17 protein-coding genes are annotated in these 22,847 nt (G+C 72.5%); 12 read left to right on the top strand and 5 right to left on the bottom strand.

What is annotated here, in order from left to right:
- Positions 1 to 57 precede the first annotated feature (57 nt).
- Positions 58 to 2,316: an MMPL family transporter gene (locus tag ACQEVC_RS03300; protein WP_432873199.1), complete on the bottom strand. Its 2,259-nt coding sequence runs from the start codon at positions 2,314 to 2,316 to the stop codon at positions 58 to 60.
- Between the two features lie 125 nt (positions 2,317 to 2,441).
- Between ACQEVC_RS03300 and ACQEVC_RS03295 the strand changes: the two genes are divergently transcribed.
- Positions 2,442 to 2,612 carry a hypothetical protein gene (locus tag ACQEVC_RS03295; RefSeq protein ID WP_432873198.1) on the top strand — a complete coding sequence of 57 codons (171 nt, stop codon included), beginning with the start codon at positions 2,442 to 2,444 and terminating at the stop codon, positions 2,610 to 2,612.
- 119 nt (positions 2,613 to 2,731) lie between these two features.
- Here the strand turns inward: ACQEVC_RS03295 and ACQEVC_RS03290 are convergent, their stop codons facing one another.
- The 4 genes from ACQEVC_RS03290 to ACQEVC_RS03275 form a co-directional block, all read right to left on the bottom strand.
- On the bottom strand, positions 2,732 to 2,911 hold the full coding sequence (locus ACQEVC_RS03290; RefSeq protein ID WP_203859024.1) for a DUF6104 family protein: 180 nt from the start codon (positions 2,909 to 2,911) through the stop codon (positions 2,732 to 2,734).
- A 98-nt stretch (positions 2,912 to 3,009) separates the two neighbouring features.
- Positions 3,010 to 6,783, bottom strand: a complete 3,774-nt coding sequence (locus tag ACQEVC_RS03285; RefSeq protein WP_432873196.1) for a multifunctional oxoglutarate decarboxylase/oxoglutarate dehydrogenase thiamine pyrophosphate-binding subunit/dihydrolipoyllysine-residue succinyltransferase subunit — start codon at positions 6,781 to 6,783, stop codon at positions 3,010 to 3,012.
- 244 nt (positions 6,784 to 7,027) lie between these two features.
- A complete protein-coding gene (locus tag ACQEVC_RS03280) occupies positions 7,028 to 7,858 on the bottom strand; it encodes an ABC transporter permease subunit (protein WP_432873194.1) in 831 nt (276 codons plus the stop codon).
- On the bottom strand, positions 7,855 to 8,793 hold the full coding sequence (locus ACQEVC_RS03275) for an ABC transporter ATP-binding protein (protein WP_432873192.1): 939 nt from the start codon (positions 8,791 to 8,793) through the stop codon (positions 7,855 to 7,857). The genes ACQEVC_RS03280 and ACQEVC_RS03275 overlap by 4 nt, the downstream gene beginning before the upstream one ends.
- 310 nt (positions 8,794 to 9,103) lie before the next feature.
- Here ACQEVC_RS03275 and ACQEVC_RS03270 point away from each other — a divergent pair, with 310 nt between their 5' ends.
- The 11 genes from ACQEVC_RS03270 to ACQEVC_RS03220 all read left to right on the top strand — a co-directional run bounded on the left by ACQEVC_RS03270 (position 9,104) and on the right by ACQEVC_RS03220 (position 22,839).
- Positions 9,104 to 9,916 (top strand): GNAT family N-acetyltransferase, encoded by an 813-nt coding sequence (locus tag ACQEVC_RS03270; protein WP_432873190.1) that lies wholly within the window; start codon positions 9,104 to 9,106, stop codon positions 9,914 to 9,916.
- 89 nt (positions 9,917 to 10,005) lie between these two features.
- On the top strand, positions 10,006 to 11,028 hold the full coding sequence (locus ACQEVC_RS03265) for a lysophospholipid acyltransferase family protein (RefSeq protein WP_432873188.1): 1,023 nt from the start codon (positions 10,006 to 10,008) through the stop codon (positions 11,026 to 11,028).
- Between the two features lie 130 nt (positions 11,029 to 11,158).
- Entirely contained in the window at positions 11,159 to 11,479 is a 321-nt protein-coding gene (locus ACQEVC_RS03260) for a hypothetical protein (protein WP_432873186.1), read from the top strand.
- Entirely contained in the window at positions 11,476 to 12,192 is a 717-nt protein-coding gene (locus tag ACQEVC_RS03255) for a PadR family transcriptional regulator (protein ID WP_432873184.1), read from the top strand. Before ACQEVC_RS03260 ends, ACQEVC_RS03255 begins: the two co-directional genes overlap by 4 nt.
- Before the next feature lie 198 nt (positions 12,193 to 12,390).
- Positions 12,391 to 13,095 carry a response regulator transcription factor gene (locus tag ACQEVC_RS03250; RefSeq protein WP_101369786.1) on the top strand — a complete coding sequence of 235 codons (705 nt, stop codon included), beginning with the start codon at positions 12,391 to 12,393 and terminating at the stop codon, positions 13,093 to 13,095.
- The gene (locus ACQEVC_RS03245; RefSeq protein WP_432873181.1) at positions 13,092 to 14,720 is read left to right on the top strand and encodes an ATP-binding protein; all 1,629 of its coding nucleotides are present in this window, start codon (positions 13,092 to 13,094) and stop codon (positions 14,718 to 14,720) included. The genes ACQEVC_RS03250 and ACQEVC_RS03245 overlap by 4 nt, the downstream gene beginning before the upstream one ends.
- 62 nt (positions 14,721 to 14,782) lie before the next feature.
- Positions 14,783 to 16,582, top strand: coding sequence for a trypsin-like peptidase domain-containing protein (locus tag ACQEVC_RS03240; protein WP_432873180.1), 1,800 nt, complete (start codon positions 14,783 to 14,785; stop codon positions 16,580 to 16,582).
- 512 nt (positions 16,583 to 17,094) lie between these two features.
- The gene (locus ACQEVC_RS03235) at positions 17,095 to 17,772 is read left to right on the top strand and encodes a BON domain-containing protein (protein ID WP_432873178.1); all 678 of its coding nucleotides are present in this window, start codon (positions 17,095 to 17,097) and stop codon (positions 17,770 to 17,772) included.
- Between the two features lie 146 nt (positions 17,773 to 17,918).
- Positions 17,919 to 19,031 carry a glycosyltransferase family 4 protein gene (locus ACQEVC_RS03230; RefSeq protein ID WP_432873176.1) on the top strand — a complete coding sequence of 371 codons (1,113 nt, stop codon included), beginning with the start codon at positions 17,919 to 17,921 and terminating at the stop codon, positions 19,029 to 19,031.
- A gap of 154 nt (positions 19,032 to 19,185) precedes the next feature.
- A complete protein-coding gene (locus ACQEVC_RS03225; protein ID WP_432873174.1) occupies positions 19,186 to 22,614 on the top strand; it encodes a cyclic nucleotide-binding protein in 3,429 nt (1,142 codons plus the stop codon).
- 9 nt (positions 22,615 to 22,623) lie between these two features.
- Positions 22,624 to 22,839, top strand: coding sequence for a hypothetical protein (locus tag ACQEVC_RS03220; RefSeq protein WP_130464803.1), 216 nt, complete (start codon positions 22,624 to 22,626; stop codon positions 22,837 to 22,839).
- The last annotated feature ends 8 nt before the right edge of the window (positions 22,840 to 22,847 follow it).

The following is a 22,847-nucleotide window of genomic DNA, read 5'->3' as shown; positions in this document are numbered from 1 at the left end:
CCCACCGTCCGCCCCCGATCCGGGTTGCCCGGCAACCCGTCCCCCCGATTCGTCGTCTCAGCGCGCCGGCAAGCCGATCCCGGTGGGCACACCCTGCGGCAGCCCGCCCGGCGGGACCTCGTCAGGCGAGAGCCGAGGCAGCCAGCCCAGCCACCGGGGCAGGTACCAGTTCCGCTCCCCGAGCAGCACCATCACCGAGGGCAGCAGTACCGCCCGGACGATGGTCGCGTCGATCAGCACCGCGATCGCCAGGCCGAAACCGAGTTCCTTCATCGACACCACCGTCCCGGTGGTGAAGAGGGCGAAGACCGCGACCATCACCACGGCGGCGCTGGTGATCACCCCGGCGGTACCCCGGATGCCCCGGGAGACCGCCAGCTTGCTCGGCCAGCCCCGGTCGTGCCCCTCCCGAATCCGGCTGAGCACGAAGACGTGGTAGTCCATCGACAACCCGAACAGGATCACGAAGAGGAACAGCGGTACCCAGTTGGTGATCGAGCCCACCGACTCGAAGCCGAGCAGCGCCTCGCCCCAGCCGTGCTGGAAGACCAGCACCAGCAGCCCGTACGCGGCGGCCACCGAGAGCAGGTTGAGCACGATCGCGGTCACCGCCACCACCAGGGACCGGAACGACACCAGCATCAGCAGGAACGCCAGCCCCAGCACGAACCCGAAGACCAGCGGCACGCTGCGACCCAGCGCCGCGTTGAAGTCGACCGAGTCGGCGGCCAGGCCGGTCACCAGTACCTCGGCACCGTCCACGCCCTGCACGGTGCGCGGGATGACCTGTTCGCGCAGGGTGCGTACCGCCCGCTCGGAGGCGGCGTCGACGCCGGAGCCGGAGAGTCCCACCTTGACCACCGCGACGGTCCGGTCCGGGTTGACCTCGACGGTGACCGGCTCGTGCAGTTGGCCGGTGGCCAGCGCCCGGGCCTTCAGGTTGTCGATCGCGGCGGTCAGGGCCGGGGTGGTCACGTCGTCCGCCCTGATCGCCACCACCGCCGGTTCGGCGCCACCGGGGAAGGCGGCCTTGACCCGGAGGAAGGCGCTCAGCGCCGGGGCCGGGTTCTTCAGCGCGGTGATGTCCTCCTCGGCGGTCCGCATCCCGAGCAGCGGCACGGCCAGGGTCAGCAGGGTGGCGGTGGCCAGCACGGCGGAGAGCCCGGGCCGGCGCAGCACCACGCCCATGGTCGTGCGCCAGAACCGGCCGCTCGACTGCCGGCGGTAGAGCCCGGGTACCCGGCCCAGGTCGATCCGGTCGCCGAGCTTGCTCAGCACCGCCGGCAGTACGGTGAGCGCCCCGACGGCGGCGGTGGCCACCACCAGGATCGTGCCGGTCGCCAGGCTGATGAACGTGGTGTCCTGGGTCAGGAACATCCCGGACATCGCGATGATCACGGTCAGCGCCGAGATCAGCACCGACCGGCCGGAGGTCGCGGCGGCGATCGCGAGCGCCTGTCCGGGACCGGCGCCCCGGGCCCGTTCCTCACGCTCCCGCCGCAGGTAGAACAGGCAGTAGTCCACCCCGACCGCGAGCCCCATCAGCAGCATCAGGTGCATGGTGGTGTCGACCGCCGGAGCGAACCGGCTGGCCGCGGCGAGCAGCCCGAGCGAGCCCAGGAACGCGGTCAGGGCCAGCCCCATCGGCAGTACGGCGGCGAGCAGTGCCCCGAACGCCACGATCAGGATGCCCAGCGTCACCGGGATGGAGAGCATCGACAGCCGGTGCATGTCGGCGTCCAGCGTCTTGCCGATCGCCTCGCCGATGCTGGCCCCGCCGGTCTGCGCCACGTACAGCTCGGGATGGTCGCGTTGCACGGCGGCGACCGCGTCGCGTACCGGCCCGACCCGGTCGGCGGCGCCGTCGGCCGGTCCGGTCAGCGCGAAGGTGACCAGTACGGCGCGCCGGTCGCCGGAGACCGCGTCCGACCGGACGTCCAGCACCTGGCCGGTGCCTTCGACGGCGGCGACCGTGTCGGTGACCGCGGCCCGGAAGGCGGGATCCTCCGCGACCAGGCGGTCGCTCTGGATGAGTACCATCTCGGCCGCCCGGTCGGGGAAGCCGGCGGCGGCGATGATCTCGTCCGCCCGGCGGGAGTCGCCGTGCCCGGACTCGCTGTTCTTCGCCTCGACGGTGCCGACGACGGCGCTGAGCGCGGTCGCCGCGATCACGAACAGCAGCCACCCGAGGACGGCCATGCCCCGGTGCCGGGCGCTCCAGCCGGCGATTCTCGCGGCCAGGTTGCCGTTGCGAGAGGTCGCCTGGCCGGCGCCGGAGCCGGTGGCCGGCGGCGGCAGAATGGTCGACGTGGTCATGCACCGACGCTATGAGCCGGACCGGTCCGGCTCGATCCGGCGGGCACCCTGGTCCGGGGTAGGGCCGACCGGGCGGCGAGGGTAGGGCGAGCCTGACCGTGCGCCGGTTCGCTATCGTGCTCGGCATGTCTGATCAGCACCCTGACCCCAGCGGCAACACCGAGGCGTTCCGGGCCTTCGTGCACTCTCCCGAATCGGCGACCGCCGAACCGCCGTCCAGGCTGCCGTTGATCGCCGGGATCGCGGTCGCGGTCGTCGTGGTGGTCGCGCTGGTCGGCTGGCTCGCGCTCGGCTGAGCTGCCCGCCGGGATCCGACCACGTCGTGGGAGCATCGTCAAGATTCTTGGCGAGCTATGGTCCACGGCGAACCACAGATCGCCAAGAATCGTGGATTACCCTGCCCCCGTAGCGGCCGTCAGAGGTCGTCCTCGTCGTCGAGTCGGGCCAACCAGGTGGCGAACCGCTCGACCGGCGTCTCGAAATCCGGGTTCAGGTCGACGAAGTCGCGCAGCCGCGCGCCCAGCCACTCCAGGGTGACCGTCTCGGTGCCCCGGCGCTCGACGAGCTCCTCGATGCCTCGGTCGGTGAAGTACACGACGTCCTCTCTCGACGGTGCCGGAAGGGCCCCTTCATATCGCTTTCCGTATATGAAGGGGCCCTTCCTTACCTACATCAGGGGCGGGGCAACCTACATCAGGGGCGGGGCAGTGCCGCCTCGATCAGCGCGGACTGCTCGACGTCGTGCATCTTCGCCGAGCCGACCGCCGGGGCGGCCGCCGCCGGCCGGGAGATCCGGCGCAGGCGTACGCCCTCCAGGTGCTCCAGCAGGTTGAGCGCGACGAACGACCAGGCGCCCTGGTTGGCCGGCTCCTCCTGGACCCAGGCGAAGTCCTCGGCGTTCGGGTACTGCGCCAGCGTGGCCCGGACCTCCTCGATCGGCAGCGGATAGAGCTGCTCCATCCGGACGATCGCGGTGTCGGTGATGCCCCGTTCGGTGCGGGCCTGGAGCAGGTCGTAGTAGACCTTGCCGGAGCAGAGCAGTACCCGCTTGACCGCCTCCGGCGCCACCCCGGAACTGTCGGTCAGCACCGGCTGGAAGGTGCCGGTGGTGAAGTCCTCCACACTGGACACGCAGAGCTTGTGCCGGAGCAGGGACTTCGGGGTGAAGACCACCAGCGGCTTGCGCTTCGGCGAGAGCCCCTGCCGGCGCAGCAGGTGGAAGTAGTTCGCCGGGGTGCTCGGAATGGCGATCCGCATGTTGTCCTCGGCGCAGAGCTGGAGGAACCGCTCCGGCCGGCCCGAGGTGTGGTCCGGGCCCTGGCCCTCGTGGCCGTGCGGCAGCAGCAGGGTCACCGACGACTGCTGGGCCCACTTCACCTCGCCGGACGAGATGAACTCGTCGACCACGGTCTGCGCGCCGTTGGCGAAGTCGCCGAACTGCGCCTCCCAGAGCACCAGCGCCTCGGTGTTCTCCACCGAGTAGCCGTACTCGAAGCCCATCGCGGCGTACTCGCTGAGCAGGGAGTCGTGCACGAAGAACCGGGCCCGGTCACCGGCCAGGGTGCTCAGCGGGGTGTGCTCGGCACCGGTCCGGGAGTCCACGATGACGGCGTGCCGCTGCACGAAGGTGCCACGCCGGGAGTCCTGGCCGGCGAGCCGGACCGTCACTCCGTCCTGGAGCAGCGTGCCGAACGCGATGATCTCGCCGAGGCCCCAGTCGATGTTGCCGGACTCGGTCATCTTGGCCCGCCGGTCCAGTAGCTGCTGGATCCGCTTGTGCGGGGTGAAGCCGTCGGGCAGCGAGGTGTGCGCCGTACCGACCGCGCGGAGTGCGGGGACGGTGGTGGCGGTCTCCACCTGCGGCTCGGGCTCCGGCTGGCGGCGGGGCCGGGTGGCCGGCCGGGCCGACGACGCGGCGTCCCGGGTCGCCTTGAAGACCCGCTCCAACTGGGCCTGGAAGTCGCGCAGCAGCTCCTCCGCGTCCTCCACGGTGATGTCACCGCGCCCGATCAGCTCCTCGGTGTAGAGCTTCCGGACCGACCGCTTCGAGTCAATGATCTTGTACATCAACGGGTTGGACATGGCCGGGTCGTCGCCCTCGTTGTGCCCGCGCCGCCGGTAGCAGACCATGTCGATCACGACGTCCTTGTTGAACGCCTGCCGGTATTCGAAGGCCAGCCGGGCCACCCGGACCACGGCCTCCGGGTCGTCGCCGTTGACGTGGAAGATCGGCGCCTGGATCATCCGGGCCACGTCGGTGCTGTAGAGGCTGGACCGGGAGTATTCCGGCGCGGTGGTGAAGCCGACCTGGTTGTTCACCACCACGTGCACGGTGCCGCCGGTGCGGTAGCCGCGTAGCTGCGACAGGTTGAGCGTCTCGGCGACCACACCCTGGCCGGCGAAGGCGGCGTCGCCGTGTACCGCCACCGGCAGCACGGTGTAGCCCTCCAGCTTGAGGTCGATCCGGTCCTGCTTGGCCCGGACGATCCCCTCCATGACCGGGTCGACCGCCTCCAGGTGGGACGGGTTGGCGGTCACCGACACCTTGATCGAGTGCTCACCGTCCGGCGTGGTGAACTTGCCGGCCTGGCCCAGGTGGTATTTCACGTCGCCGGAGCCCTGCGTCGAGCGCGGGTCGAGGTGCCCCTCGAACTCCGAGAAGATCTTCTCGTACGGCTTGCCGACGATGTTGGCCAGCACGTTCAGCCGGCCCCGGTGAGCCATCCCGATCACGACCTCGTCGAGGTCGTTCTCGGCGGCCGACTCCAGCACCTCGCCGAGCAGCGGGATCAGCGACTCGCCGCCCTCCAGCGAGAAGCGCTTCTGGCCGACGTACTTGGTCTGGAGGAAGGTCTCGAACGCCTCGGCCGCGTTGAGCCGGTTGAGCACGTGCTTCTGCTCGTCCGGCGCGGGCTTGGTGTATTGCCGCTCGATCCGCTCCTGGATCCAGCGCCGCTCCTCCGGGTCCTGGATGTGCATGTACTCCACGCCGACCCGGCGGCAGTAGGAGTCCCGGAGCACCCCGAGGACCTCGCGCAGCTTCATCTTCTGCTTGCCGGCGAAGCCGCCGACCGGGAAGGTGCGGTCGAGGTCCCACAGCGTCAGGCCGTGCTGGAGTACGTCGAGGTCCGGGTGCTTACGGATCTTGAACTCCAGCGGATCGGTGTCCGCCATCAGGTGTCCACGGACCCGGTACGCGTGGATGATCTCGATCACCCGGGCGGTCTTGTCGATCTGCCCCTCGGAGCTGACCGCCACGTCCCGCATCCAGCGCACCGGCTCGTAAGGGATGCGCAGCGAGGTGAAGATCTCGTCGTAGAAGCCGTGCTCGCCGAGGACCAGTTCGTGGATGGTCTTGAGGAACTCGCCGGACTGCGCGCCCTGGATGATCCGGTGGTCGTAGGTGCTGGTCAGCGTGATGATCTTGCTGACCGCCAGGTCGGCCAGGGTCTCCTCGGACATCCCCTGGTACGGCGCCGGGTATTCCATCGCGCCGACCCCGATGATGGTGCCCTGGCCGACCATCAGCCTCGGCTGGGAGTGCACGGTGCCGATCCCGCCCGGGTTGGTCAGCGAAATCGTCGTACCGCCGTAGTCCTCCATGGTCAGCTCGTTGCGCCGGGCCCGCCGGACGATGTCCTCGTACGCCTGCCAGAACTGCCGGAAGTCCATCTGCTCGCCGGCCTTGATCGACGGCACCACCAGGGTGCGCGAGCCGTCCGGCTTGGCTAGGTCGATCGCGATGCCCAGGTTGACGTGCTCCGGCTTGACCAGCGCCGGCTTGCCGTCGACCTCGGCGAAGGAGTTGTTCATCTCCGGGTGCTCGGCGAGCGCCTTGATCAGCGCCCAGCCGATCAGGTGGGTGAAGCTGACCTTGCCGCCCCGGCCTCGGGCGAGGTGGTTGTTGATGACGATCCGGTTGTCCACCAGCAGCTTGGCCGGGACCGCGCGGACGCTGGTCGCGGTCGGCACCGCCAGCGAGGCATCCATGTTCTGCACGATCCGGGCGGCCACGCCGCGCAGCGGGGTGGTCTGGGCGCCGGCGGGCTGGGCCGCGCCCTTGCCGGCGGGGCTCGGCGCGGCGGCCTTCGGTGCGCTCGCGGCCGGCTTCGCCGGGGCGGCGGCCTTGCCGTCCGGGGCCGGGGTGCCGCGCTTGGCCGGCGCCGGGGCGCTGGCCGGGGTGGCCGGCGCGGCCTCGGTCTTCGCGGAGGTGCGTGCGGGTGCGGGGGGCTGCTCGACGGCCGTGCCGGCGCCGCCCTTGGCGCCGGTCACCTTGGCGTCACCGGCGTCGCCACCGTCCGGGCCGGGTTGCCCGGCCGCGGGTCGGTAATCGGCGAAGAAGTCGTGCCAGGCTGGATCGACGCTGGCGGGGTCGGCGAGGTAACGCTGGTACATTTCCTCGACGATCCACTCATTGGGGCCGAACCCCGCCAGTGGATTTTCCTGCGAAGTCTGCTGGGTCGACACGGCCGGTAATCGCCTCTTTCACGCGGGTTGTGTGTCACGCGGTCTCCTGCCACCCGGTCCGGGGGGCTGCGTCGAAAGACGGGTCCAAGGCTACGCCGTGCGGTAACCGACAGCATTGTCGCATCGGGCCCGTGTCGCGTTTCACAGGTTTTGCGAGTTGTCGGTCGTTCGGTAACGCCGGAACCCGGCCGGGACCACTGGCCCCGACCGGGTTCCACGACCCGGCGACCCTACCCGCAAGGGGTCAGGAGACGTCCCGCTTGCGCATGATCAAGGTGCCGATCGTGCCGGTCACCACGGCGTACGCGACCATGACCGCCGCACCCGCCCACCGGGGCGGGCTGCCCGGAAGGTCGGTGCCGGTCGCCATCAACTGCGAGGCGAGCGACGGGACGATCAACTGAAGGTTGTTGATCCAGTCGCCGAACTGTTCGGCCAGGATCGCCAGCACGATGATCGCCCCGATGTAGCCGGCGAGGTAGACCAGCAGCGCCGTGACGGTGGCACCGATCTGGCTGCGGATCAGCACCCCGAAGCCGATCCCGAAGACGGCCCAGAGCAGGTATGCCAGCCCGTTCAGGCCGATCGCCTGCCAGATGGCGCCCTCACCGAGCTGGCTCGACACGTCCAGGCTGCCCAGGATCAGCGGGGTGAAGATCAGGTTGAGCCCGGTGGTGACGATCCAGAAGATCAGCCCGAGGATTCCGGCGGCGACCAGCTTCGCCACCACCACGGCGGTGCGGTGCGGCGTGGTGAGGAAGGTCGTCGTGGCGGTCTGGTGGAAGAACTCGTTCGTCACCACCAGTACGCCCAGCAGCATCACGATCAGCACGCCGAAGAACTGGCCGTTGGTGTAGAGGTTCGCCGCGATGTTGACGTGCTCCCCGGCCGCCTGGAACTGCGCGTTCTGCTGGTCGGCCTCGGGTACCCCGACGCTGTCCGGGTCGAGCAGCGTCTGGGACTGGAAGTAGTTGATCAACAGGGTCAGGCCCCAGAGGGGCAGCGTGATGAGCCCGAAGACCCACCAGGTGTTCGTCGTACGGATCTTCAGCAGCTCGGATCGGACCAGGTTCATCGGATCCCCGCCTTTCCGGCCGTCAGCTCCAGGAAGACCCCTTCGAGGTCGGGTCGCTCCGTGGTCAGTTCGTGCAGCTCGACCTTTGCCGCCAGCGCGGCCCGGCCCACCGCCGGAGCGTCCGTCCCCTCGACCAGCAGCACGCCGTCGTCGTCCCGGGTCACCCGGGCACCGTTGTCGGTCAGCGCCGTGGTCAGCTCGTCACTCTGCGGGGTCCGGACCCGGACCCGGCCCGTCTGCGCCATCGAGCCGACCACCTCGTCGACCCGGCCCTGCCGGATCAGCTTGCCGGCCGCGATGATCACCACGTCGTCGGCGAGTAGCTGCATCTCGGAGAGCAGGTGGCTGGAGACCAGCACCGTACGCCCCTCGGCGGCGAGCGCCTTGAGGAAGCCGCGCATCCACCGGATGCCCTCCGGGTCGAGCCCGTTGGCCGGCTCGTCGAGGATCAGCACCCGGGGGTCGCCGAGCATCGCGGCGGCGATGCCGAGCCGCTGCTTCATGCCGAGCGAGTAGCCCTTGAACTTCCGCTTGGCCGCCGGGGTGAGCCCCACCAGTGCCAGCGCCTCGTCGGCCCGCTGCTTCGGCAGCCCGGCCGCGGCGCAGGTCACCCGCAGGTGGTTGATCCCGGTGCGGCCCTTGTGCGCGCTCGACGCCTCCAGCACCGCGCCGACGTGCCGGATCGGCTGCGACAGGTCGGCGTAGCGGGCCCCGCCGATCGTCGCGGTGCCCGCCGTCGGAGTGACAAGGTTGAGCAGCATCCGCAGCGTGGTCGTCTTGCCGGCACCGTTGGGCCCCAGGAAGCCGGTCACCCGGCCCGGCTCGACGGTGAACGACAGATCGTCGACCGCTCGGACATTGCGATAGACCTTCGTAAGACCGGAGACCACTATCTGGCCACTTCCGGCTGTTGGGCTTAACCGCCCGTCAGACATCTCTCTCCCCTCCGTGTGGCGCCGCCGTGCCGGCCACGCCGTCACCCAGCGTCGACATTGTGGGCCGCGCGGTCAATCGGGATGATTGCGGAACCCGTTGTCATACCTGGGCAGGAGCCCGTCCTCCTACAGCACGAGCCGCGCGGCATCTGGGGAGGAGGGGGCGAATCTACCAGTTCGGACGAGCCGCCGGGGGGCGGCGCGCGAAGCCGGCCGTGCCGGGCCGGTACCACATCCCGTTCACCGGATCGACACGCCGTCGGCCGTCGGTCGACACGTCCAGGGCAGTCCGGGGGCCTACACAGAGACCATGGCCGTTCTGCTCACCGCCCCGGCACAAACCGGGACCAGCGGATACACCCTGCTGATCGCCGACAGCGCGTCGCAGGTAGCCGCCGCACAGCGCCTCCGGCACACCGTCTTCGTCGACGAGTTCGGCGCGAACCTCCACTCGCCGGTGACCGGACTCGACATCGACGAGTTCGACCCGTACTGCGAGCACCTCGTCGTCCGGGAGGACGAGTCGGGTGCGGTGGTCGGCACGTACCGGATGCTGACGCCGGACCGGGCCGCCCGGGCCGGTCGACGGTACGCCGAGGGCGAGTTCGACCTCTCCCCGCTCGCGCCGCTGCGCGACGAGGTCGTCGAGATCGGCCGGTCCTGCGTCGACCCGGCGCACCGGACCGGTGCCGTGATCAACCTGATGTGGGCGGGGATCGCCCGCTACCTCCAACTGCGCGGTCTGCGCTGGCTCGCCGGCTGTACCTCGGTGCCGCTGGACGATGCCGGAGCGACCGCGGTCGGGGTCTGGTCGGAGGTCCGGCGCCGGCACCTGTCGCCGCCGCCGATGCGGGTCCGGCCACACCGGCCCTGGCTGGCCGAGCCGGCCGGCGCGGCCGCGCTGGCGGCTGCCGAGGCGGGGGTACCGCCCGGGGCGCCGGCCGCCGCCCGGGGCCGGGTGGCGATGCCGCCGCTGCTCCGCGGCTACCTGCGGCTGGGCGCCTGGGTCTGCGGGGAGCCGGCGTACGACCCGGAGTTCGACGTGGCCGACTTCTACGTCCTGCTCTCGATGGACCGGATGCCCGACCGGTACCGCCGGCACTTCCTCGGTCCGGACCAGTGAACCTTTTTCAACCTCCCCTTGCGGTCCGTCGGAGGGCGAGGTCGGACGCGGTGTGTGAGCGCCGCGCGGTTCAGGTTGAAAAAGGTTCAGTGAACACCCGCACCCGCACCCGCACCCGCACCCGCGCGGTCCCGGGCCGGTCGCTGCACACCGGCGGGTCGCTCTGGCGGCCGCACTCGACCTGCGGGCCGGACTGCCTGCCCGACCCGGGCCAGCTCCCGAGGGCCTCCGGGCCGCGCCAACTCGGTCGGCTGATGGCGCTGCTCGGGGCCCTGCTCTTCGGCGGGGTGCTGCTGCCGGTACTGCCGGTGCTTCCCCGGCCCGGCCGGGGGGTCGCCGGGCGGGCCTGGGCCCGTACCGTGTTGCGGGCCGGTGGGATCCGGCTCGACGTGCGGGGCCGACCGCCGCTGCGGCGGGCGCTGCTGGTGGCCAACCACGTCTCCTGGCTCGACGTGGTCACGATCCTCGCGGTGACCCCGGCCCGGCTGCTGGCCAAGCACGAGGTGCGGAACTGGCCGCTGATCGGGCCGCTGGCGGCGCTCGGCGGCACCATCTTCATCGACCGGACCCGGCCGCGCACCCTCCCGCAGACCGTGGCCGAGGTGGCGGAGGTGCTCCGCGCGGACGGGGTGGTCGCGGTCTTTCCGGAGGGTACGACCTGGTGCGGCGTGCCCCGGGCGGCCGGAAGCTGTGGCCGGGCGGTCCGGTTCCGGCCGGCCATGTTCCAGGCCGCCGTCGACGCGGCGACCCCGGTGGTACCGGTGCATCTCGGCTACCGCATCGAGTTCTCCGCCGGCCGCCCCGCGACCGGCGCACCGGTCGGCCCGACCGGTGCCTCGACGGCCGGTACGGCGGCGACCGGCCAGGTCCGGGCCGCCGACACCACGGCGGCGTCCTTCCTGGCCGAGGAGAGCCTCTACACCTCGGTACGCCGGGTGCTGGCGCTGCGCAACCTGGTGGTGACCCTGACCGTGGTCGACGAGCCGTGGTGCGACGGCCCGACGGACCGTCGCCGGCTCGCCACGGCGGCCGAGGCGGCGGTGCGGGCGGCCGGTCCAGCCGGCCCGCCGGCACGTTCGGCCGGCGGGGAGACGCTGGAGCTGGCGGCCTGACAGCCCTGCCGGGTCGGTCGGGCGGGCGTTCCGGAAACGCGATGTATCGCGTTATCGTGGCAGCACGCACCTCCGCCGCCCGTGCCCGCGCCTCCCGCCGGCCGGACCGGCCAGCACCAGGGGAGTCGCCATGCCGAGCTGGACCGTGGACGGGCCGCGCCGGCTGACCCTCACCGAACCGGTCGACCAGCGCGTCGTCCGCCTCAGCTCCGGCCGGGTGGGGCTGGCCGGCCGGACCGGGGCGGGGCTGGTCTCCGGGCCGGTGGAGGCGCTCGGCGTCTCCGGAGACCTGACCATGGAGACGGTCTCCGGTGAGCTGATCCTGGCCGACGGGACCGCCGAACAGGTCCGGGCCGGTACGGTCTCCGGGGTGATCACCTGCGACCTCGGCAACCCCGTCCGGGAGCATCGTGCTGCTGGCCCGGCGGTCGGCGGAGTGAGGGCGAGATGACGATGGTGTTCGGCCACGGCCGGCTCCGGCTCTATCTGCTCAAGCTCCTGGACGACGGGCCGAGGCACGGCTACGAGCTGATCCGGCTGCTGGAGGAGCGCTTCCTCGGCCTGTACGCGCCGAGCGCCGGCACCATCTATCCCCGCCTCGCCCGGTTGGAGGCCGAGGGACTGGTCACGCACGACGCCGTCGGCGGCCGGAAGGTCTACCAGATCACCGAGGCGGGCCGGGCCGAGCTGCGGCAGCGCGCCGACGAGGTGGCCAGTCTGGAGTCGGAGATCCGCGCCTCGGTCTCCGACCTGGCGAAGCTGGCCGGTGAGATCCGTTCCGAGGTACGCGACTCGGTGCGCGACCTGAAGCAGGAGCTTCGGGCGGCCGCCCGGGAGACCCGCCGGGGTGACCGGCGGTCCGCTCCGGGTGCGGCGTACCCGGGCGCCGCACCGGCCGGCGGTGACCGGTCGGCGGGGCAGCGTGCCGGGGAGTGGATCCCGGGCGGCTGGTCGGCGGGGGCGCGTGCCGGGGAGCAGCCGCCGGGCGGCTGGTCGGCGGCGGAGGGGGACGACCCGGGCGCCGAGTTCGACCGGCAGTTGCTGCTCTTCGTGACCGAGGTGCGGGCGCTGGCCCGCAGCGGCCGGTTCACCGAGGCCCAGTTGCGTACGGCGGCCCGGGTGCTGCACGGCGCGCTGGACGGGCTGCGCCGGCTGCTCCGCTGATCCCGCCGGCCGCCCTGCTGACCCGGGCGGCTGGCCTGCTGACCTGACCCGGGCGGCTGGCCTGTGACCCGGGCGGCTGGCCTGTCGAACCCGGCGGGCGGCGGTCGTCATCCCCGAACCGAGGTGATCCGGGTCGCTCTCAGAAAGTTTTCAGGGGATGCTCAGCCGAGCCGCAGCGGAGGCGCGGATGATGGCCAGATGGCAGCGACAACGCAGAGCGAGGCACGGCTACTCGTCGTGGAGGACGACCCCAACATTCTCGAGCTGCTCTCCGCCAGTCTGCGATTCGCCGGCTTCGACGTGGCCACCGCCACCAGTGGGAGCGCGGCGGTCAGCGCGGCGAAGGAGCGCCGACCCGACCTGGTCGTGCTCGACGTCATGCTGCCCGACCTCGACGGTTTCGAGGTGATCCGGCTGCTCCGCGAGGGCGGCACCCGTACCCCGGTGGTCTTCCTCACCGCTCGGGACGCGACCGACGACAAGATCCGTGGGCTGACCCTGGGCGGCGACGACTACGTCACCAAGCCGTTCAGCCTGGAGGAGCTGACCGCCCGGATCCGGGCGGTGCTGCGGCGTACCGCCACCGGCGAGCACGCGCCGTCCCGGCTCACCTTCGCCGACCTGGAACTGGACGAGGAGACCCACGAGGTGCACCGGGCCGGCAAGCGGGTGCAGCTCTCGCCGACCGAGTTCAAGCTGCTGCGCTACCTGATGCTCAACGCCAACCGGGTGCTGTCCAAGGCGCAGATCCTGGACCACGTCTGGAACTACGACTTCCGGGGCGACGACAACATCGTGGAGTCCTACATCTCCTACCTGCGGCGCAAGATCGACACCACCCAGCCTCGCCTGATCCACACCCTGCGCGGGGTCGGTTACGTGCTCCGCAAGCCGGCGGCGTGAATGTCGCCCTGCCGCTGAAGGGGCGGCTCCGCGCCACGCCGCTACGGGTCAAGCTCGTCGCCGCCGTACTCGTCCTGGTCGCCGCCGCGCTGGTGGTGATCAGCGTGATGACCGCCTTCTTCCTGCGCAGCTACCTGGTCGGCCGGATCGACAACGAACTGGCGAGCTTCGCCCGCGACGCGGACGCGCAGCAGGTCCAGCGGCTCTACGACAACGTGGCGGCCGGCCGCAGCGCGTTGCCGACCGACTACCTGATCGTGCGGGCCGACCGGGAGGCCTGGGTCTTCCAACCGCTCTACGACCGGACGCTCGACCAGAACAACCTGCCGGCCGCGCTCAACGATGCCAACTGGTACGAGCGGCATGCCGGCGGGGACTTCTTCACCATCTCGTCGGCGGACCACCGGTTCCGCTGGCGGATGATGGTGGTGCAGTGGCCGAGTGGCACCTTCCTGGCGGTCGGGCAGCACCTCACCGAGGTCGACCTGGCGGTCAAGGAACTGATCTGGATCGACGTACTGGTCGGCGGCTCGGTGTTGATCACGCTCGCCGCGGCGGGGGCGGCGATCGTGCGTACCAGCCTGAAACCACTCGTGGAGATCGAGCGGACCACGGCGGCCATCGCCGGCGGAGACCTGTCCAGACGGGTACCCGATCCGGAGCCGGGTGAGATCGAGGCGAAAACCGAACTCGGCCGGCTGTCCCGGGCGCTGAACACGATGCTCAGCCAGATCGAGGTGGCCTTCACGGCGCGGGCGGCCTCGGAGTCGGCCGCCCGGGCGGCCGAGGCGAACGCCCGCAGCGCGGCGACCGCGGCCCGCAACGCCGCAATCGCCGCCCAGGCGTCGGAGTCCCGGGCACTGCGTTCCGAGGAGCGGATGCGGCAGTTCATCGCGGACGCCTCGCACGAACTGCGTACCCCGCTGACCACCATCCGGGGCTTCGCCGAGCTGTACCGGCAGGGCGCCGCCGGCTCGCCCGAGGACACCGCCCGGCTGATCCGCCGGATCGAGGACGAGGCGGCCCGGATGGGCCTGCTCGTCGAGGACCTGCTGCTGCTGGCCCGGCTCGACCGGGAACGGCCGCTCACCCTGGCGCCGGTGGAGCTGCCGGTGCTGGCCAGCGATGCGGTGCAGGCCGCCAAGGTGGTCGCGCCGGACCGCTCCATCAGCCTGGAGATCGAGCCGGGGGCCGGCTCGCTGGTGGTGTTCGGCGACGACGCCCGGCTGCGGCAGGTGCTCGGCAACCTGATGACCAACGCACTCACCCACACCCCGCCGGAGGCAGCGGTGACGCTGCGGTTACGAGCCGAGCGGGAGGATGCGGTGGTCGAGGTCGCCGACACCGGTCCGGGGCTCTCGGCGGAGCAGGCCGAGCGGGTCTTCGAGCGGTTCTACCGGGCGGACGCCGCGCGGACCCGCCAGGCGGGCGGCGGGGTCAGCACGGGGCTCGGCCTGGCCATCGTGGCGGCCCTGGTGGCGGGACATAACGGCAGCGTCGAGGTGGTTGACACCCCGGGCGGCGGTGCGACCTTCCGGGTTCGGCTGCCGCGCGCACCGGAGGTCGCCGAGGAACCGGAGGCCGCCGAGGAACCGGAAATCGCCGAATCAATCGACGTAGAGTAATTCTCAGCCAATATCCAGGCGGGCTCCAGGTACGTCGCAGAGCGAGGGGGCAAGGTAAGGACATGAGCGACTTCGAGACCGACCCGCAACGGCGGCCGGTGACCGCCGACCGCGAGCACTCGCACCCCACCGCCGAGCTGCCGCGCGACGACCGCGGGCAGTCCGACTCCGGCGCCTCCACCGCCGACGCGGCCATCCCGGCCGCCGCCAGTCCCGCCGGCTCGACCGACTCGACCGCCAGCTTCGCCACGACCGGTGCCTCGGACGGCACCCCGTCCGGCGACCGGTCCGAGCCGGCGACCGCCGTACAGCCCGCCGCCGACCCGTACGGCTCCGGGGCGTACGGAGCGACGAGGCCGACCGCCGAGCAGCCCCACAGCGGGGTGCCGGCCTCCGACCAGCCGTACGCGGGCGCGCCGGCCGCGGGCCAGCCCTACGGTGGCGCCCCAGCCTCCGGACAGCCCTACGGTGGCGCCCCAGCCTCCGGACAGCCCTACGGCGGCAACCCCTACGCCGCCGCGCCCGCCTCCGGGCAGCCCTACGGCACCGGCCCGTACGGCTCGGCGCCCGCCTCCGGCCAGCCGTACAGCCTTCCGCCGGCCGGTCGGACCGGCGGCATTCCGGCGCAGGCCGGCGGCAGCCCGTGGCAGGCGCCGACCACCGGCCAGCCCCACTCGCCATGGTCACCGGGGCATCCCGGTGCCGGGGCACCGCCCCAGCCGCCGCACCTCGGCGGCCCGGTGCCGCCGCCCTGGGCCACCCCGGGCGCCCCCGCACCCGCCTCCTCCGGCCCCGGCCGGGTCGGCAAGGCGGTGGCGGTCGGAGTGGCCGCGCTGGCCCTGATGGTCGGCTCCGGGCTCGCCGGCGGGGCCATCGCGACGGCGCTGGACGACTCGCCGTCGGTGACCAACCGGACCTACTCGGCGGCCCCGGTGATCAACGCGGCCGACCTGCCGAAGATCGCCGCCCAGGTACAGGACAGCGTGGTGTCGATCAGCACCGCCAACACCGAGGGCTCGGGCGTGGTGATGAGCGCCGACGGCTTCGTGCTGACCAACAACCACGTGGTGGCCAGCGCCAACGGCGGCACTGTGAAGGTGTTCTTCGCCGACGGAAAGACCGCCGATGCGAAGGTGATGGGCACCGACCCGAAGACCGACCTGGCCGTGGTGAAGGCCGAGGGCGTCTCCGGGCTGTCCGCCGCGAAGTTCGGGGACAGCGACGCGATGCAGATCGGCGACCAGGTGCTGGCGCTGGGCAGCCCGCTCGGCCTGCAGGGCTCGGTGACCGCCGGCATCATCAGCGCCCGGGACCGGACCATCCGGGCCGGTGGCGAGGGCGAGCAGCCGCAGAACCCGTTCGAGCAGCCGCAGCAGCAGGGCGGGGCCAGCTCGATCTCCGGCCTGTTGCAGACCGACGCCCCGATCAACCCGGGCAACTCCGGCGGCGCGCTGGTCAACACCAAGGCGGAGGTGATCGGCATCAACACCGCGATCCTCACCGCCGGCCAGGGCAGCGGCAACATCGGGGTCGGCTTCGCCATCCCGAGCAACAAGGCCACCGCGGTCGCCGAGGCGCTCCGGCGTGGCGAGAAGGTCAGCCACCCGTCGCTCGGGGTCCAGGTCACCCCGGCCGAGAACGGCGGAGCGCTGATCAGCGGCGTCGTGCCGGACAGCCCGGCCGCCAAGGCCGGTCTCCAGCAGGGCGACGTGGTCACCCAGTTCGGCGACCGGAAGATCGGTGACGCCGACGATCTGGTCGGCGCCGTACAGGCCGGCAAGGTGGGTGACCAGGTGCAGGTGACGTACACCCGAAACGGGGTCGAAAAGACGGCAACCGTGACGCTCGCCGAAACGTCGTAAGGAAAGAACGCCGTACGCTTTCGAGGTAGACCTTCCGCACGACGGAAGTCAAGCCTCCTCCCCAGAGCGGCGGGCGACGTGACCAAGGGGGTTGGTCAGGTCGCCCGCCGCTCCTCCTTTTCGGGGCCGGGAGGGCGCGTTCGGCCGGTGGCGTCCGGGGAAGGAATGTCCGTTCCGGAGACTGTCGAGCTGGGTGCACGAACGGGGCAGCCACCGGTGGTTCGGGCGGACCGGCCGCCGTTTCGGCCGGGACCGGCCGGTGGGTGCACGAGCGGGGCAGCTCGACAGTCTGCGCGACGACTGGTCCCTCCCCGGCGAGCGTGCCCGGCCCGGGGGTCGGCCGCCGGCGTTTACGGCGGCCCAGCACCGAGCGCCGGGTCTCGTCCCGCTTCACCCGCCCGGGGTGAGCCCGGCTCACCCGGAGCGGGGCGAATATCGGGGTTGGTCTGGCAGGCACGGACTCGGGTCTCGACCGTGGGTCGGTGACCACGAGGACCCGGGGAGGAGCGGCGATGAGTACCGCGACCATGGCGCGCAGCGACATCGACATCCAGCGTGACGTGCTGGCCGAGCTGGCCTGGGACGCCCGGGTACGGGCCAGCGAGCTTGGCGTGTCGGTCTCCAGCGGCATCGTGACCCTGACCGGCTGGGTGGACAGCTACGCCAAGAAGTGGGCCGCGGAGCGGATCGCGCACCGGGTCCGGGGCAACCGGGCGGTCGCCAACGACATCGAGGTACGCCTGTCGGGCACGGCCGAGCGCACCGACACCGACATCGCGACGGCGGCGAGCCGGGCCCTGGAGTGGGACGCCTTCGTGCCGGTCGACCGGATCCAGGTGACCGCCGCCAACGGCTGGCTGACGCTGCGCGGCGAGGTCGAGCGGGGCTACCAGAAGCGGGCCGCCGAACGGGCCGTACGCCGGCTGACGGGGGTACGCGGGGTGACGAACCTGATCGCCGTGGCGCCGGCCGGCGACCTGAACGAGGAGGACCTCAAACGGGACATCCGCAGCGCTCTCGCCCGGCGGATCGACATCGACGCCGACCTGATCGAGATCGATGTCGACGAGGGGACCGTGGTGCTCACCGGCGAGGTGCGGTCGTGGTTGGAGCGGGAGGAGGCGGAGCGGGTGGCCTGGGCCGCGCCCGGGGTGGGCGAGGTCGAGATGCGGCTCCGCCTCGCGACCTGACCCGTGTCGGCCTCCTCGCGACCTGATCCGGGTCGGCTCTGGCCGACCGCGGGCAGAAGAAGGAGCTTTCACGTCGATCCGCGGCGCCGGACGGCGGAGTCGGTGGCGACCATCCGACCGACCGGACCCGAGGGGAGGACCCCTCCGTGAGCACGAACCCGTCCGAGCGGGCACAGCCGGAGCGCCGGCTGCGTATCGCGATGGTCGTCCCGCCCTGGTACGAGCTGCCGCCGCCCGGCTACGGCGGGCTGGAACAGGTCTGCTCGGCCCTGGTCGACGGGCTGGCGGCCAAGGGGCACGAGGTGACCCTCTTCGGCGCGGGGACCGGGACGGGTACGGCGGCGCACTTCGTCGGGACCGTCCCGGAGTTGCAGCACCACCGGCTGGGCCAGACCCTGCCGGAGTTGGCCCACCTGACCCGGGTCAACCGGATGATCTCGCCGGATTCGTTCGACATCGTGCACGACCACACCACCGTCGGCCCGTACGCCACCGACCGGGCGGTGCCGACGATCGCCACCGTGCACGGCAAGCCGACCGGCGAGTTGCGGGAGGTGCTCGCCGACGTCGACCCGAAGGTCGGGCTGGTGGCGATCTCGCACACCCAGCGCCGGCTGGCTCCGGAACTGCCCTGGGTCGCCACCGTGCACAACGGAATCTCGACCGGCAACCTGGTGACCAAGTCGGCGCCGGGGATGGGTCCGGTGCTCTGGCTCGCCCGGTTCAGCGCCGACAAGGGCCCGGACCTGGCCATCGAGGCGTGCCGGGCCGCCGGCCTGCCGCTGGTGCTGGCCGGCAAGTGCGACGAGCGGTCCGAGCGCCGCTATCTCGAACAGGTCGTCGAGCCGATGCTCGGCCCGGACGTGACGGTGCTGCGCAACCCGGACCGGGACGCGACGGTGCGGCTGCTGCTCGCCGCCCGCTGCCTGATCATGCCGATCCGCTGGGAGGAGCCGTTCGGCATGGTGATGGTGGAGGCGATGGCCACCGGTACCCCGGTGGTCGCGCTCAACCGGGGAGCCGTGCCGGAGCTGATCCGGTCCGGCGAGACCGGGCTGATCTGCGACGACCCGTCGGAGCTGGGGCCGGCGCTGCGGGAGGTGTCCGGGCTGGACCCGGGGGTCTGCGCGGCGCACGTCCGCCGGGAGTTCTCCGCCGAGCGGATGGCCGAGGACTACGAGCGGGTCTACCGGGCCTTCGTCGAGCCGGGCCTCGAACCGCCGGTCCGACCGGCGTCGGCACCGACCGTCGCCTGGTGACACCGCCGGTCCGGCCGCCGTCGGCCGCGGCCACCGCTTGATTTCGGGTACGACGTGAGCCACGCTCTGCGTCGGGTAGTGGACGCGGGCGGGTCAGGGTGGCATTCGACGCCTTACTCTGCATGCCGCAGCGGGACGCGGAGGGCAGGGGTCGGTGGCTGTCGTCGAGAGCCGGGTGAGCGTCTGGGAGGCCTTGGCCGGCCGTGCCCCGGGCCGACCCCTGGGACCGGCCGACTCGGGGCTGTGGACCGCCGTCGTCGAGCGGCTGAACCCGGCCCGGGCCCGCCCGGTGCTGCGCCCCGGCATCGAGCGCGCCGAGCTGGTCTCGGTACGCGGCGTGCCGTACGTGATGCTCCGCTCGCCGGATTCCCGGGGCGACGCCTGCTATCTGCGACTCTCCCCCGAGGAGTGGCGGCTGGCCGAGCTGATGGACGGCTCCCGCACCGTCGCCCGGCTGGTCGCCGAGTTCGCCCGGATCGCCGGCCGGCTGGCCCCGGACCAGGTCACCCGGGTCGTCGCCGACCTGGCCGGCAACCGGATGCTGGCCGAGCTGCCGGTGGACGCGTTCCGGCCGCTGGACCGGGTGCACCGCCGGCCCTGGCCGCTGCGGCTGGGCCGGGGGCTGGTTGCCGCCGCGAAGGGACAGCGCACGGTGGTGGCCGACGTCGACCGGCTGGTCGACCTCGCCTACCGGGCCGGCGGGCGGCTGCTCTTCACCCGGGTCGCCGCCGGGCTGCTCGGCGCGGTGGCGCTGGCCGGGCTGCTGCTGTTCGGCTGGACGTGGTGGGCCGGCGACCAGTCGCTGTTCCTCACCGACGGCTCGTACGCGGTCGGCGCGGCGGTGCTGGTCGGGTTGAACGTACTCGCGCTGGCCTGCCACGAGTTGGGTCACGCGCTCGCCACCAAGCACGCCGGACGCCGGGTACCGGCCGCCGGCTTCCTGGTCTACTTCGGCATCCCGTCGGTCTTCGTCGACACCACCGACGTCTGGATGGCCGGTCGCCGCGCCCGGATGCTCACCACGGCGGCGGGCCCGGCGGCCGGGCTGATCCTGGCCGGTCTCGCCCAGCTCGTCGGCCTGCTGGTGCCGGAGTGGGCGCCGTGGACGTTCAAGCTCGCCTTCGCCTGGTATCTGAACGCGCTGTTCAACCTCAACCCGTTCCTCGCGCTGGACGGCTACTACCTGCTGATGGACTGGTTGGAGATTCCCAACCTGCGCGCCCGCGGCCTGTCCTATGTGCTGGCCCGGCTGCGCCGCCGGCCGCCGGGCTGGGCGCAACTGGACCGGGAGGGCCGGATCGTCGCCCTGTACGGCACCCTGGCCGTGCTCTGGGTGGTCATCGCGGTGAACCTCGGCTGGCGGATCTGGACCGACCGGGTCGCCGGCCTGGTGCTCGGGCTGTGGCGGTCCGGCTGGCCGGCCCGGCTGCTGCTGGTGGCCGTGATCGCCGGCCTGGCCGCCCCGCTGGTCTACCTGGCCGCCGGCTGGCTCGCCCGGCGGGTCCGGCGGGTTCGCACCGCCCTGGCGGAGCGGCGGCAGCGGCTGGACCTGCCCCGTCGACTGGACGCGCTGCGGAACTCGCCGCTGGGCCGGCTGCCCGAGGCGACCCTGACCGAGCTGGCCCAGCGGTCCCGTTGGGTACGGCCGCGAAGCGGGTCGCAGCTCGTCTTCGCCGGTGCCGCACAGTCGACGGTCTTCCTGGTGGTCGACGGCGCGATGGAGGGCCGGCGGCCCGGCGACCCGGGTGGCCTGGTCCGGCAGCGGCTCGGCCCGGGTGGGGTGATCGGGCTGGCCAGTGCGCTCACCGGGGCGCCGGCCGCCCTCGACTGGCACACCGCCGGGACCGTGCTGCTGGGACTGCCCACCTCGGCGGTGGTCACCGGGGTGGGGCCGCTGCCCGGCCCGCCACCCGCCGACCGGGCGGAGGCCGAGGCGCTGTTCGCCGAGGCACCGGCGCTGCGCGGGCTGAGTCACGAGGACCGGCTGGGCTTGGTCGCCGGAGCCCGGGTGTCGGCGGTCGCCGCCGGTGACCCGATCGTGCTCGCCGGGCCGAACGACGCGGTGGTGGTCGAGTCCGGGGTGATCGAGCTGCCGGACGGCACACAGCTCCGCCGGGGGACCCTGATCGGCCCCGCCGGGGAGGGTGAGCCGGGCACGGTGGCCACGGCCCGTACGCCGGTCCGGGTCTGGGCCCTGCCGGCCGTCACCGGCCTGCCGCTGCTCTTCGGCACCCCGGGCGCGACGCCTCCGCCGGCCGAGCCCGGTGCGCCGGGCAGCGCGCCCCGGGCCGGCGTACATCCCGACGGGGGCTATCCGCCGCTGGCCGCGCCACCCGGACCGCCGCCGCCCGACGCGGACCCCGAGGTGGACCGCCGGTTCGAGCGCAAACTCTGGTGGCTGGTCCTGCTCCTCCTGCTGCTGGCCCTGCTCAGCGCGGCGAGCAACCTGATCCCCGGCCCGGCCTGGGCGGAGATGCCCAGCGACCGGGCGCTGCTGCACGCCGACCACGGTCGGGTCGACGCGACCGTGGACGGCCGGACCGTGCGGCTGGCCGAGGGGGACCGGCGCTACGTCTCCGAGGGCGACCAGATCCGGGTACCGGTCCGGTCCCGCGCCGTGCTCACCTTCCGGGGCGGCGCCACGGCGGTGTTCTGCGCCGGCTCCCGGGCGGTGCTCGGTCCACTCTGGAGCGACGGGGTGCGTACCGTCACCCCGCACGGCCGGCTGACCCTGGACACCGGCCGGATGCTCGCCGACACCGAGAGCCCGAGCAGCGCCTTCGCGCCGTTGTCGCTGCTGGTGGACCGGACCGGCGGTGGGATCGGAAACCGCGGAGCGGCCCGGTACGCGGCCTGGACCCGGGGCATCGAGGTCTCCACCGGCGAGGTCCGGGTCACCGGGGTACGCCAGCCGGAGAACCGACGCCCGCTGGCCTGCGGTGCCGGTACGACACCGGACGGCACCGGGTCCTCCCCGACCGGTACCCCGGGCGACCCCGGGTCGACGACGCCCGGTACGCCGGTCCCGCCCCCCTCGCCGACGCCGTCTCCGACCGCGTCGCCCGGCACTCCCGGGCCGACCCCGACCACTGCGGGCAGCACCCCGACCGAGACCGCCAGCACCCCGGGCAGCACCCCGACCACCACCGGCCCGCCGAGGACCCCACCCCGCACCACGCCACCACCCACCACGGCCGCACCGACCACGCCGCCCGCCAACCGTCCACCCGTGATCAGTTGGCAGCGCGACCCGGGCGGGACGCTGAGCCAGCAGACCGCGACGGGCGGCTGCACCGATCACCCGACCACCACCACGGCCTCGGTGAACGTCTCGGACGACCGGGATTCGGGGCAGTCCCTGGTGGTCACCGTGCACTGGAGCGGCTTTGCGAGTGGCTCGGCCCGGATGTCCCCGGACGGCGCCTACTACGGCACCATCGGTCCGGTGCCGTTCTCGGGGCAGAACAACCGGGGCGGCACGCTCAACGTGTGGGTCACGGCGACGGACAGTCAGAAGGCGGGGTCCACCGTGCAGGGCAGCCCGATCACCGTGGCCGGCTGCACCCAGGTGACCACCAGGTGAGGAGTCGGAGTGCTCTGTTGGTTCTGTCCGAAGGCGGCGCGGGGCGGGTGCCGGTTCTGCGGGCGTGGCGTCTGCGAGGACCATGCCCGGTTCGGCCCGTACCTGTTGCAGGTGCACCGTTCGGAGGCGCGTGGCCGGGCCGAGGGACTGGTGGTGGAGGACGCCCTCCAGTGCGGCACCTGCCGACCCCGTCCGCAACCGGTGCCCATGCCCGAGTTGGACTGACCGTCCTT

This window comes from Plantactinospora sp. CA-294935, from assembly GCF_050936445.1.
Lineage (GTDB): Bacteria > Actinomycetota > Actinomycetes > Mycobacteriales > Micromonosporaceae > Plantactinospora.
The sequence above is the reverse complement of the archived record's forward strand: the minus strand, read 5'-3'. Positions and strand labels throughout refer to the sequence as shown.